At 66.8% G+C, this 12,953-nt stretch carries 9 protein-coding genes, 1 tRNA gene and 1 pseudogene; 2 read left to right on the top strand and 9 right to left on the bottom strand.

What is annotated here, in order from left to right; genetic code table 11:
* Nucleotides 1-3 precede the first annotated feature (3 nt).
* From ATJ93_RS05740 to ATJ93_RS05710, 7 genes are all read right to left on the bottom strand, one after another.
* A complete protein-coding gene (locus ATJ93_RS05740) occupies nucleotides 4-624 on the bottom strand; it encodes an NTP transferase domain-containing protein (RefSeq protein WP_120243942.1) in 621 nt (206 codons plus the stop codon).
* Nucleotides 624-1,391 carry an adenosylcobinamide-GDP ribazoletransferase gene (gene cobS / locus ATJ93_RS05735; protein WP_120243626.1) on the bottom strand — a complete coding sequence of 256 codons (768 nt, stop codon included), beginning with the start codon at nucleotides 1,389-1,391 and terminating at the stop codon, nucleotides 624-626. Before cobS ends, ATJ93_RS05740 begins: the two co-directional genes overlap by 1 nt.
* The gene (gene cbiB / locus ATJ93_RS05730; RefSeq protein WP_211334035.1) at nucleotides 1,388-2,389 is read right to left on the bottom strand and encodes an adenosylcobinamide-phosphate synthase CbiB; all 1,002 of its coding nucleotides are present in this window, start codon (nucleotides 2,387-2,389) and stop codon (nucleotides 1,388-1,390) included. The genes cobS and cbiB overlap by 4 nt, the downstream gene beginning before the upstream one ends.
* Before the next feature lie 67 nt (nucleotides 2,390-2,456).
* Nucleotides 2,457-3,143, bottom strand: a complete 687-nt coding sequence (locus ATJ93_RS05725) for an HAD family hydrolase (RefSeq protein ID WP_120243624.1) — start codon at nucleotides 3,141-3,143, stop codon at nucleotides 2,457-2,459.
* A 98-nt stretch (nucleotides 3,144-3,241) separates the two neighbouring features.
* On the bottom strand, nucleotides 3,242-3,853 hold the full coding sequence (locus tag ATJ93_RS05720) for a translation initiation factor IF-2 subunit beta (protein ID WP_120243623.1): 612 nt from the start codon (nucleotides 3,851-3,853) through the stop codon (nucleotides 3,242-3,244).
* Between the two features lie 109 nt (nucleotides 3,854-3,962).
* Nucleotides 3,963-4,349: a DUF5789 family protein gene (locus ATJ93_RS05715; RefSeq protein ID WP_120243622.1), complete on the bottom strand. Its 387-nt coding sequence runs from the start codon at nucleotides 4,347-4,349 to the stop codon at nucleotides 3,963-3,965.
* Between the two features lie 350 nt (nucleotides 4,350-4,699).
* Nucleotides 4,700-5,728 carry an LLM class flavin-dependent oxidoreductase gene (locus tag ATJ93_RS05710; RefSeq protein WP_120243621.1) on the bottom strand — a complete coding sequence of 343 codons (1,029 nt, stop codon included), beginning with the start codon at nucleotides 5,726-5,728 and terminating at the stop codon, nucleotides 4,700-4,702.
* Between the two features lie 154 nt (nucleotides 5,729-5,882).
* Here ATJ93_RS05710 and ATJ93_RS24660 point away from each other — a divergent pair.
* Nucleotides 5,883-7,589 (top strand): annotated as a pseudogene (locus ATJ93_RS24660) (PAS domain S-box protein); the annotation flags it as partial.
* Complete coding sequence (locus tag ATJ93_RS05705; protein ID WP_449405095.1) at nucleotides 7,569-10,169, top strand: PAS domain S-box protein; 2,601 nt, start codon at nucleotides 7,569-7,571, stop codon at nucleotides 10,167-10,169. The pseudogene ATJ93_RS24660 and the gene ATJ93_RS05705, both read left to right, overlap by 21 nt.
* A 94-nt stretch (nucleotides 10,170-10,263) precedes the next feature.
* Here the strand turns inward: ATJ93_RS05705 and ATJ93_RS05700 are convergent, their stop codons facing one another.
* Both ATJ93_RS05700 and ATJ93_RS05695 read right to left on the bottom strand, forming a co-directional pair.
* Nucleotides 10,264-12,402: a CapA family protein gene (locus ATJ93_RS05700; RefSeq protein ID WP_120243619.1), complete on the bottom strand. Its 2,139-nt coding sequence runs from the start codon at nucleotides 12,400-12,402 to the stop codon at nucleotides 10,264-10,266.
* 452 nt (nucleotides 12,403-12,854) lie between these two features.
* A tRNA-Tyr gene (locus ATJ93_RS05695) sits at nucleotides 12,855-12,928 on the bottom strand.
* Nucleotides 12,929-12,953: the final 25 nt, after the last annotated feature.

The following is a 12,953-nucleotide window of genomic DNA, read 5'->3' as shown; positions in this document are numbered from 1 at the left end:
GTATTACTGCGTGTCGGGTTCGTCTCGATCTCGTACGGGTTCGCCCGTTCGGTTCGGTATTCGCTCGGCTGCGATCCGTGCGTCTTCGAGTCGGTTGACGTTCACTGCGAGTCGCGGATCGTAATGGATGTCGATCGAATCGGCGTCGGCGTCGCCGACGACGTTGAGGCCCGTCGGCGCGAGATGCGAGCGCGACTCGAGGCGCGCGTCCACGCTGACGCCGAGCCGTCGTTTGAGTGCGACGGGGACGCAGACGGTCCGCGACCGGTCACTGTCACGGTGGCGGGCGAGCACCCGATCGACGACCGGCGCCTCGAGCAGCGGGAGATCGGCGGCGACGGTGAGGATCGGCGTCGAGACGTCGTCGCGCTCGAGGACCTGCATCAAATCTGTAACGTACCCCTCGCCCGGCGTCTCGACAGTCGTCAGGGCTTCGCGCTCGCGCGCGGCGCGCTCGAGGTGGGCCCGCGTCTCGGGTGCGTTCGGCGAGACGGCGACGGATATCGTCTCGACGCGACTCTCCGCGAGCGCCGCCACGACGCGATCGACCATCGGTGTACCGCCGATCGGATGCAGGGGTTTCTCGTGGGGGCTCTCGAGGCGCGTTCCCTTTCCGCCGCACATCACGAGAGCGTCCACGCGATCACCCCCGCGTGAACGCCGACGATGCGGCCGATCTCGTTCGCGGCGCCGAAGATGTCGCCGTTGATGCCGCCGAGGCTGCGGTTCGCCCAGTACCAGGGCAGGCCGATTCCGGCGAGCGCACTCCACGGTGCCACAGCGGCCGGGTCGGGCCAGACGAGGACAGTTACACCGGCGAGGACACCCGTCGGAACGACGAACCGTCCCGGCGTCGACGCCTCGGTGAACTGCCGGCCCATCCCCTCGAACTCCGCGGTGCCGAAGCAGGCCATCGCGGCCATCCCGAGTTTCGCGCCGATCTCGGCGCCGATCGCGATCCCGACCGCCGTCAGCGGCGGCAGATCCGCCAGCCCGAGCCCCGCGAGGGCGAGAGCGGCCACGGTCAGCGCTACTGCAAGCACGGCGCCGACACCGGTCGTCGTATCCTTCAGCACCTCGCGCCGCCGCTCCTGATCACCGTGGACGACGAGGGCGTCGCCGAGGTCGGCGATCCCGTCGAGGTGGTGGACACCAGTCACGGCATAGACCGCGAGCAGGTAGCCGAGCGCGACGGTCGACGCCGGCAGTACGTCGACGGCGAGCAGCGGCATCGCCGCCAGCGACCCCGAAACGAGGCCGACGATCGGAAACGCGGCGGGCCGCGAGCGGAACGCGTCCCAGTCACCCTCGCGGTGAGGGACCGGCAGTCGCGTCAGGAACCCGACCGCGGCGCGGATCGCGCCGGGCCACCCTCGGCCGCGTGCGGTCATCGGAGCGTCACCTCCGGCGCCGCGAGTCGAGGCGCCTCGAGCGGCGTCGCGACCGTATCGGCCGCGACCGCGTCGACGCCGATCGCCAGCGCGACGGCGACGAGCACCGCGACCGCCGCCCCGCGTCCGACGACGCGCACGGCTCGCTCGCCGTCAGCGACTGTGGGGAGCGGAGCGTCCGGGTTGAGGTCGTAGACGCCCGGCTTGCGGAGTCGAACCCCGAGCGCGCAGGCGAGCGTCGCCATCGGCCACCCGGAGTTGGGCGACGGCGGTGCTCGAGCCCACCGTCGCGCACGCTCTAGTGCGAGGTGGTCGCCGGCGGCGACGGCGATCGCCAGCGCGCTGAGCCGCGCCGGGAGCCACATCACGAGGTCGTCGAGTCGCGCGCTCGCGGTGCCGATCGGCTTGTCCGGGTAGCCCAGCATCGAATCGAGCGTGTTGACCCCCTTCACCCACGCGGCTGCGGCGGCCGCGGCCGGCGGCGAGAGCGGGGCGAGCACGGCGAACGGAACCAGCGTCGCCACGAGTCCGTCCGCCAGGTTCTCGGCCGCGCTCTCTACGGCCGCACTGCGAAGCTCCGCCGCCGAAAGCGCCGACGTATCGCGGCCGACGAGTCCGCGGACCCGGTCGCGGGCGGTCTCGAGGTCGTTCGCATTCGCGGTCGCTGCGACCACAGTGTCGGTAAGCTCGAGCAGCGAACGCAGGCTCATCGACAGAAAGAGGACGAGCGCGGCGGCGACGGCGCCCGCGAGCGGAGCGAGCGCGCTCGCGGCGATGACGAGGGTGGCAGCCGCGACGGCGGGTAGCAGCGGCGCGAGGAGGGCAATCACGATGCCGACACGGCGCTGCCGTCGAGGCGCGTTCTCGGTGCGGGTATCCGTCGCCGCGCTCCAGTCGCGGTCGAGCGCGCCCACGAGGCGGCCGAACCACGCGACCGGGTGGGCGGCGTTCGGCGGCTCACCCAGGAGAAGATCGAGGCTGAACGCCAGACCGATCATCCCCAGCGTCGCGATCACGCGGCTCCCTCCTGTTGGTCGCGGTCCGGCCCTGATCGCGCCGTTGGCGTCATCGCTCCGAATCCCGTGTCGATGCGTTCGCGTTCGATCGGTCCGACAGTCGTTCCGGAACGTCCTCGAGCGTCAATCCGTCGTCGCCGTCACCGTCATCGCCTCGGCCGTCGAGCAATAGCGCCGTCCCGCCAACTGCCTCGACGCCGCCGTCGGTGTCCGGATCGTCGCCGACGTGAACGAGGTCGGCCGGGTCGACGCCGAGTTCGTCGGCCGCCAGTTCGAAGATCTCGGGGGCCGGCTTGCGCCAGCCGCAGCCGACGCTCGTGACGACGGCGTCGAAGGCGTCGCGCTCGAGGTCGGCGCGGATCAGCGTTCGGGCGACGAGTTCCGGAACGCTGCAGTTCGAGCAGATCGCCACCGGCCCCAGTTCGCGGGCCGCGGCGACCGCTTCGCGGGCCCCGTCTCTGGTCGTCACGTCGGGGTCGAACGCCGCGACGACGGCCCGTCTGACCGCGTTTCGCTCGTAGTCGATGCCGCGGCTCGCGAGCGCGCGGGCGACGTGAGCCGGAAGCGGTACCTCGGCGCCCTCGGGGGCGTCGACGTGTGGCTCCGTGTACGCGGCCTGCCAGTCGTCGGGGACCGGAACGTCCCGCTCGGCGAGTTCGGTCGCGACGGCGTCGGCCGGATCGGCCGGCGTCTCGGCGGCCACGAGGGTTCCGAAGAGGTCGAACGATACTCCCACGACAGTGTTACTAGGACAAATTTACTTTAAGTAATCGGTCCGACGGCTCTCGGTGATCGACGCCGCGAGAAGATCGGGAAGAACTCGAGTGGCTCCCGTTAGGCCAGTTCCGCGAACGCGAGGTTGCCCGAGATGTTCTTGATGTAGATCTCGACGACGTCGCCCTCTTCGGCGCCGGGGACGAAGATCGTGTACTCGCCCTTCTCGGCGACACCGTCGCCCTTGCGACCGGTGCCGGTGATCTCGACGGTGTAGGTCTCGCCTTCCTCGACGGCGTCGGCCTGCTGTTGCTGCTGGCTGCTCGCGGAGCGCTTGGTGACCGGGCGGAACGCACCGCAGGCGTCACAGCGCAGCATCGGCGTGCGGTCCTCCCGGACGAGGCGGGTGTCCGGCAGACCACACTCCGAACAGAGGACGTACTCGTCGACGTAGGCGTCGACGGCCATGTCGAAGTCCTGCTCGGAGAAGGTCCCGTTGTATCGGCCGCGGCCGTCCTCGAGTTTGCCGCTGGTCCCCATCTCGCGCTGGATGAACCGGTGGAGGTGCTCGTCCTCGCGCGAGAGGACGTCGGCGATGTCGCCGAGGTTCGTAAAGCGCGTGAATGCGCCGTCCTTCTGGGTCTCGGCGTCCGGGATCTGGAGCCGCTGTTCGTCGCCCCCGATGTCGGGGACATCGTCCATCGCACGGTCGAGACTCGATTCGTAATCCATACGCGAACGAAGGAGATTGGAACGTAAATCCGTTCTGCTATCACGATCCGGCGACGGCGCGGCGATGACTATCGACGCTCTCGAGGGTCGGTATCCGCCCCACCGCGGGTTATAGCGAGTCGCCGCCCCGCTCGCTGGGCGATCCCTGTTTCTCGGCGTCCAACGCCGTAAGGTCGCGTTCGGCGTTAGCCTCGTTCGGACTGCTCGCTTCACCCGTGATCTCGCCGTACACCGCTTCCCGAACCTCCTCCGGGTCGTCGTACTGTTCGCCCGCCAATCGATCGAAGACGCTGCCCAGCGACTCCGTCTCGTTGGGCATGTCGATCGCCTCGTTGCTGTACTCCGAGGCCAGTTCCTCGCTCGTGACGGGATACTCGAGTTCGCCGAGGTGTCGTTGGACGTCTTCGAAGATGGCCTCGGTGTGGTCGGCCCGCTCCGACTTGCGCTGTCCGATGCGGTCCTGTGCGCGGTCGCGGTTCGGTCCGTCCTCGCTCATACCCGGCGCTTTCACGAGGCGAGCGAAAAGGGACCGGCCGGCGTTTGCGGGCCCGCTCGTCCTGTGGGAAGACGGCTCGAGCGCTCCCCTTTCCCGACGCCGCCTCCGGGATTCGAACCCTGCCACGTGTTATCTATCCCTATTTGAGCGGCTTGCACAATAGTCAACGATAGTTTATGTGTCCCCGACACCAACCCGGAATTGGCCCTGGTTGATGGTGGCGCGTTGCCCAGCGGCTACCTGTTCTCCAGGGTCATTCGTCATTTTCGACTCGGGCGGCGAGTGTAGCCGCTCAGGGTGACCGGACGAATCGCGGAAAAACTCGAGAACTGACGCTGCGCGCCGGCAGGTTACGGCGTCGCCGTTACGTCCCCGAAGCGCGGGATGACTTCCTCTTCGATCACTTCACAGAAGGCCGCCTGGTCGGGACTGTGGCTCTGGTAGACGATGTGGTTGAAGCCGGCGTCGACGTACTTCTCGGTGACGTCGACGATGTCCTGTGGATCGGTCGTGATAGTCATCTCCTCCTTGAGGACGTCGGGATCGACCTTGTCGCCGTGGCGCTGGACGACCCGCGGGTCGGCGATGTTCGCCTCGAAGAAGATGTCGAGCATCGTGCCGCGCCACGGGAGACACGGCTCGAGGGCGGCCTCCTCGCTGTCGGGGTCGTAGGAAACGTGGAGGTGAATCGAGCGGTCCATCTCCTCGAGGGAGTCGTTTCGCTCGGACCGCTCGATGCCCTTTCGGACCGACGGGAACAGTTCCTCTTGGACGCGCTCGGGCGATTCGAAGACGGTGACGTAGCCGTCGCCGAGGTCGCCGGCCATTCGGGCGAGCGTCGGGCCGTTGCTGGCGATGTAGACCGGCGGCATCTCGTCGGGGCCGGTGTAGAGGTTCGCCTCGTCGAGCGACCAGAAGTTCCCGTCGTAGCTGACGAAGTCGTTCTCGAAGAGGGCACGCATTATCCGGACCGCTTCGGCGGTGCGCTTGGCGGACTCGCCGAACTCGGGCATCGGCAGCCCGAGCGGGCTCTCGTTCAGTGCTTCGCCGGAGCCGAGTCCGAGGAAGATTCGGTCGGGGTACATCTCTGCGAGCGTCGCCAGTCGATGGGCGACGTTCCCCGGGTGATAGCGGTGAATGACCGCGCTGACGCCCGTCCCCATGACGAGGTCGTCGGTGCGCTCGAGGGCCGCGGGGAGCCACGACCAAGCGTTCCCGCCGTTGGCCGACGATCCGTCCTGCTTGTGGTCGAACCAGGGGTGGAAGTGGTCGTTCACCCACGCAGTATCGAAGCCCGCCTCCTCGGCGAGTTCGACCTGGTGCAGGCACTCATCGGGCGTAAACTCCTCGAGAGAGGCAAACCAGCCAAATCTGACCATATTTGTACCTCCGGTGACGGGGCACTAAGTCCATTCTTCACGGCGAATCTAACCGACATCCGTGACGCCGGCGGCGGCCGAACCGCCGTAACAAAGGCTCCACACCTGAATCCGTGCCGGGGACTTTTCCGCCCGGAGAGCAAGGTGGCCGTATATGAGTGAGCGAGCGGACGCCACCGACAGTGCGTTCTGGGGGAATGCAGATGAGTCCGCGGCGCTCCAGCGGTATCGGACACTCGTGAACGCGATCGACGACGGTCTGTATCAACTCGATGCCGACGGGTGCTTCGTCGCGGCGAACGACGTCCTGCTGGAAACGACGGGCTACGTTCGAGAGGAACTCATCGGGGAACACGTCTCCGTCCTCCTCGATGGCGACGACGTCACACGCATCGAGCGCGCAATCGACGACCGACTGGCGGCTGTCGGCGAAACGAGCGACGCGACCGCCGCGAACGACGCCGTCGTCGGTACGTTCGACCTCGAGATCGAGACCGCTGTCGGCGAGCGCGTCCCCGTCGAACTGCGGACCTCGCTGCTGCTCGAGGAGGAGTCGTTTCAGGGGACGGTCGGCGTTGCTCGCGACATCTCCGAGCGAAAACGCCGCCGGGAGTGGGCCGAAACGGCACTCGAGTCCTACGAGACGATCACCAGCGTCCTCGACGAGGCCGCGGTGGGTGTGTTCGTTCTCGACGAGTCGTTCGACGTCGCGTGGGCCGACGAGACCGTCTCTCGGTACTTCGGTCTCGGCCGAGCCGAAACGATCGGCCGCGACAAGCGAACGCTGGTCGAGGAGACCATCCGTGACTGCGTCGCGGACGGAGACACGTTCGCGGAGACGGTGCTGGCGACCTACGACGACAACAGCTACGTCGAACACTTCGAGTGTCGCGTCACGCCAGGCGAGGGCCGCGAGGAGCGGTGGCTCGAGCACAGGAGCAAACCGATCGAGTCGGGTCGCTACGCTGGCGGACGGGTCGAACTCTACTACGACGTGACCGACCAGTACCGCCGTGCCGCCCAGTTAGAGCGGGTCAACGAGGCCGTCAGCGAGTGGCTCGCAGAAACCTCGCGTGAGGCGGTCGCCGAGCAGGCCTCGCAGCACCTGCAGGACATTCTTCAGTTGGAGACGAACGCCATCTACCTCCTCGAGGACGACGGGACGCTCCAGCCGACGAGCTGGACCGAAGACGCCGAAGCGCTGCTTGGCGAACTTCCGACGTTCGAGCCCGCCGATGGGATAGCCTGGCAGGTTTTCGAGACCGGCGAGCCAGCGATCTACGACAACGTGACCCAAGCCGAAACCGTGTACAATCCGGCAACGCCGATCCGAAGCGAGATCGTCCTGCCGCTGGGCGACCACGGCGTCGCCCTTATCGGCTCTGAGCACGAGGCTGCCTTCGACGATGAGGACGTCACCCTCGCGAAGATCGTCGCGTCGAACCTCGCGGCGACGTTCGACCGAATCCGCGACGAGCGCCGTCTCGAGCGCGAGCGCGACCTCACGGATCGGATCCTCGACGCGATTCCGGTCGGCGGAATCGTCCTCGACACCGACGGTGAGGTGACACGGCTCAACGACCGCGCGGCGGAGTTGTTCGGCGTCACGGACCCGGCGTCGTTTGCCCTGCAGGACCGGCCGGTGTACGACGAAACCGGCGACCGACTCTCCCCCGACGAGTACCCGTCCGAACGGGTGCTGACGACGGGCGACCCGGAGTACGAACGCATCCTGCGGATCGAACGTCCCGAGGGCGATCCGCGGTGGCTGTCGGTCAATACGGTGCCGATCACCGACGAGCGCGGCGAAATCGACCGCATCGTCTCCGCCGCCGAGGACGTGACCGCCTTCAAGGAGCGCGAACGCAAACTCGAGAGCGAACTCCGAGAGGTGTTCGGCCGCGTCTCGGACGCGTTTTATGCGGTCGACGAGGACCTGCGGTTCACGCACGTCAACGACCGCGCCGCGGAACTGCTCGGGTACGACGAGGACGACCTGCTCGGTGAACGGATCGCAGACCTCTTTCCGGAATCGGACGAACGCCGATACATCCGCGAGCGTTTTGAGACGGCGATGGAGACCCAGGAGACGATCGACCTCGAACACTACTCCAAGATACTCGGGGTCTGGATCGAGGCGACCATCTATCCCTCCGAGAGCGGCGTTTCGGTGTACTTCCGTGATATTACTGAGCGCAAGGAGATCGAGCAGGAACTCCGCGAGAGCGAGGCGCGGTTCCAAACCCTCGCCGAGAACGTCGACGAGATCGTCTGGATGTCGACGCCCGATACCAAGGAGATGCTGTATATCAACCCTGTCTACGAGGACGTGTGGGGCCGGAGCCGCGAGTCACTCTACGACGACCCCTACTCGTTCCTCGAGTCGGTCCATCCCGACGACCGCGACCGCGTCGCCGAGGCCTACGGTTCACTACCCGACAGCGAGTACGACGAGGAGTTCCGCGTCGTCCGCTCCGACGGGTCGACCCGGTGGGTCCACGCTCAGGGCGTCCCGGTCCGCGACGAGGAGGACACGCCCGTTCGTATCGTCGGGATCGCCGCCGACGTCACCGAGCGCAGGGAGCGCGAACGGGAACTTCGCGAGGCCAAATCGCAACTCGAGGCCGCGACCGAAGCCGGCGCGGTCGGGACCTGGGAGTGGCACGTCCCCGAGGACCGGTTCGTCGCCGGTGCCTCGTTCGCCAGAACGTTCGACGTCGATCCCGAGGCGGCCCGCGAGGGCGTCTCGCTCGAGCGGTTCGTCTCGTCGATCCACGAGGCCGACCGCGACCGCGTCGAAGACGCGATCGATGAGGCCCTCGAAACCTGCGGCGAGTACGAGGCCGAGTACCGGGTCCGCAACGCCGACGGCGAGTGGCGGTGGGTCGTCGCCCGCGGCCACGTCGAGTGCGACGGGGACGGGAACCCGATTACGTTCCCCGGCGCACTCGCCGACATCACGGAACGAAAGCGGGCTGAACAGGCTCTCGAGGAAACGAAGACGCAACTCGAGACGCTGATCGGGGTACTGCCGGTCGGTGTTGTCGTCGCCGAAGCCGACGGCTCGCTCGTCAGGGCCAACGACGTTTCGAAGGCGATCTGGGGTGGCAACGTCTTCGATGCGGACTGTATCGACGATTACGAGCAGTTCACCGGCTGGTGGGCGGATACGGGAACCCCGGTCGCCCCCGACGAATGGACGATGGCTCGCGTGCTCCAAGGCGAGGAGGTCACCGAACCCGACGTCTTCGAAATCGAGGCCGACGGCGGAGAGCGCCGGACGATCGCCGTCCGCGGCATGCCGGTCCGGAACGCCGACGGCGAGGTCGTCAGGGGCGTCGTCACGCAGTCCGACATCACGGAGCGTCGGGAGTACCGCCGCAGACTCGAGACCAGCGAGCGCCGCCATCGGACGCTCGTCGAGAACTTCCCCGACGGCGCAGTCGCGCTGTTCGACGAGGACCTCGAGTACACCGCCGTCGGCGGCCACTACTTCGATGTCGTCGAGGCAGATCCCGACGACCGAGTCGGTCACCACGTCTCCGAGGTCTATCCGGACGATATCGTCGCCGAGATCGAACCAGCGTTTCACGCTGCCCTTAACGGCGAGGAATCCGACTTCGAGGTCACGTATAACGACCGTCACTTCCGGCTCCACACCGTTCCCGTCAGGGACGCCGACGGCGACATCTACGCCGGTATGGCCGTCGCACAGGACGTCACCGAACGCCGCGAGTACGAGCGCAAACTCGAGGACTCGAACGAGCGACTCGAGCAGTTCGCCTACGCCGTCTCTCACGATCTGCAGGAACCGCTCCGGATGGTCTCGAGCTACCTGAGCCTGCTCGAGGATCGGTACGAGGACGAACTCGATGACGACGGGCGGGAGTTCATCGAGTTCGCGGTCGACGGCGCCGAGCGCATGCGGGCGATGATCGACGGCCTCCTCGAGTACTCTCGCGTCGAGACACGCGGCGACCCCCTCGAGCCCACGGACCTGAACGCGGTCGTCGACGAGGTTCTCGACGATCTGCAGTTCCGCATCGAGGAAACTGACGCCGATATCAGCGTCCCGGAACTGCCCCATGTCGAGGGCGACAGCAACCAGTTGCGGCAGGTGTTCCAGAACCTGCTCGAGAACGCGATCGAGTACAGCGGCGACGAGCCCCCATCGATCACCCTCTCAGTAGATCAACGAAGCGACGACTGGGTAATTTCGGTCGCTGACGAGGGGATCGGGATCGATCCCGACGACGCTGATCGGATCTTCGACGTCTTCGAGCGGCTGCACACCCAGGACGAACACGCCGGTACGGGAATCGGGCTCGCGCTGTGCGAGCGGATCGTCGACCGCCACGGCGGCGAGATCTGGGTCGACTCCGACCCCGGCGAGGGATCGACGTTCTCGTTTACGCTGTCCGACGCGAGTAACACGGAGTAACGGCTATCGGATACCGATCCTGGCTATCGAACAGCTACGCTCCAGCACTCCGTCCTGCGAAAGCGAGACCGAGCAAGGACGAGCGAAGCGGTCGCTACGATTCTCCCGGGTCCTCGAGCGGCTCGAGTTCGGTTTCTCCGCTGTCTGTCCCTGGGTACTGTGCGAGTTCCACCGTCGTCGCCCCGTCGACGAGGAGGTGGTCGGCGCCCGGTGTCGGCTCGTCGGCCAGTTCTACGAGCCGGAGATCAGTCACGCGGACAGTGACGTCGCCGGACTCGGGCGGCGAGAGGAAGCTATACGGCATCACGTACTCGGCGTCGGCCGGCGGCTCGAGGTCGTACCGGAATCGGTGCCAGTCTCCCTCGGTTCCATCGGGGGAGTAACGCGTCTGGTCGAACGACTCGCCGCTCGTGTCGTCGTACCACGACAGCTGCACCTCGAGTTCGTCGGCTCCGTCGAACCGGTAGCAGCCGGTCAGTACCAGCGGCGCCCCGGAAATCGGGATTCGGTGACGGGGTGACAGCATGGCGCGGTAGCTGTTGTCCGCCGACCGCTCGAGTTCGAGTGCATTGACCGGCGAGCGCGGGACGTCCCCGGGTGCGAGGTCGGGACTGACGGCGGCGTGCGAGCGACCGAACCGCCACAGCGGCCCCTCGACCGGGGATTCCGTCACCAACTCGTTGCGGAAACTCCCGAACCGAAGTCTGTCGCGGCCGAACCGGACCGTCCCGTCCCCGCTGACGTCCGCCACCCAGCCGTCGACGATCCGAAACAGCTCGCCGTCGCCGCTAACCGTCTCCGTGCTCGAGTCGGGCTCGCTGCCGACGGTACGGACGCCGTCCGCGGTCAGTCCGAACGGATCGTCGGCCAGCGCCGCCGTGCGGCGAGCGAGGCGCTGTCGCGACCGCCCCGTCGCCGGCTGGGGTTTGTATCCCTGAATGACGACCGGCTCGGTGTTGGCTCGGACGATCCCGCTCTCGTCGACGTCGACGGTGAGGACGAACGACCGGAGCGTCGCCCAGAACTGCTGGTCGAAGACCAGATTGCCGAGCGTCCAGGCCACGAGCGCGCCGTCGCGGCGTTCGACGCCGCCGGTCACGTGGGGGTGGTGGTTGACGACCAGATCCGCGCCGCCGTCGATCGCGGCATCGATCAGGGCGACCATCTCGTCGGTCGGCTCGCGAACGTACTGGGTCCCGCCGTGGATCTGGACGACGACGAGATCGGCGGCGTCGGCAGCGCGCTCGGCAGCCGTTCGCAGCCGCTCCGGCGTCGGCTCGGCGGCGCCCATCGCGCCCGAAAGCTGGAGCGACGAGTCGGCGTCGACTCCCTCCTGCGGCTCGACTTCGTGCGTTCGATCGGGATTCCGGTCGGCGGACCAGTCGATGTCGTAGCCGCCACCGACGACCGTCGTACACGAGAGGAACGCCACCGTCGTCCCGCCGCGCTCGACGAGTGCGGGTTCCCACGCTGCGTCGCTGTTCTCTCCCGCACCGGAGTGGGCGATGTCGGCCGCCTCGAGCGTCTCGAGCGTCTCCTTCAGCCCCGGTTCCAGTGCGTCGAAGATGTGGTTGTTCCCCAGCGCCGCGTAGTCGATTCCGGCGTCGGCCAGCGCCTCGGCCGCGACGGGATGGCCCGTAAACGTGTAGGCTTTCGAGGGGTGGCACCATTCCGTCGTCGTCAGCGACGTCTCGAGATTGATCGAGCCGATATCCGTCGCCCGGAAGTACGGTGCGACGTCCGCGAGCAGTTCTCGGTGGGACGCGAGTCGATCGTCCGGATCGAGTTGGAATCGCGGGCGTAGATCGTCCTCGGGCGCGTCGTAGTACCGACGGCCGAACATCACGTCCCCGCCGAACGCCATGGAGACGGCGTCGTCTTCGGCGAGTCTGATCTCCGGCGTCTCCCCAGGCGCGACCGCGCGGACGCGACTGTTGTACCCGTCCTGGCGAACGGTCAACTGGACGGGCCCGCTCGCCTCGAGCGAAAAGCGCCCGTCTCCGTCCGTCGACGTCGGGTTCGGTTCGTCGCTCGCAGTGGGTGCCCGAACGGCGACCGACGCGCTGGCGATCGGATCACCGCCGACCGAGCGAACGACGCCCTCGATCGGTCGCTCGCGCTCGGTCGCCGTCTCCTCGCGCTGCTCGAGATATCCGCACCCTGCGACCCCGCTTGCGACGCCGACGCCGACGGTTCCGAGGAACTGTCGACGGTTCAACCGTCGATCTTTCATTTGATGATTGTTAGTATTCTAACTATAAGTGTATTTTTCGAAGTGAAAGAATGGGCGTAATAATATGGGAAACAGTTACCGACGCTTACGTACGGAGCGAAACCGACTCGAAAACGGATTCAGTGCGCTGGCTGCGTCCCAAACTGCACAGGACGACTGCGAGTATCGCAGCTACGGCCGGTTCCGTTCCCGCGACAATCAACTCGACGGTCATCGTTCGTGGATGGGTAAACGAGCACTCGAGCGTCGCGTCCGTACACCCGGTGTAAACACATCTCTCGGCGTCAGTTGTAATGCGACGAAGAAGGAAGTCCGCTCTCCCCGATTTGAACGCCGGAAGACGGTCACCTCGCTTCGCTCGGTGCTGCGACTTCCGAGCCCTCGTTCGCTTCGCTCACGTGGACGGGGGACAAGCCGATCGGTAGTCAGCTACGAATCGACAGGAAAACGAGTCCGCCCTCCCCGATTTGAACGGGGGACAAGTCGATCTACAGTCGACTGCTCTACCAGTCTGAGCTAAGGGCGGTCGCACTCATACGTAGCCGCCGAGG

It is taken from the genome of Halopiger aswanensis (genome assembly GCF_003610195.1).
GTDB lineage: Archaea > Halobacteriota > Halobacteria > Halobacteriales > Natrialbaceae > Halopiger > Halopiger aswanensis.
The sequence above is the reverse complement of the archived record's forward strand: the minus strand, read 5'-3'. Positions and strand labels throughout refer to the sequence as shown.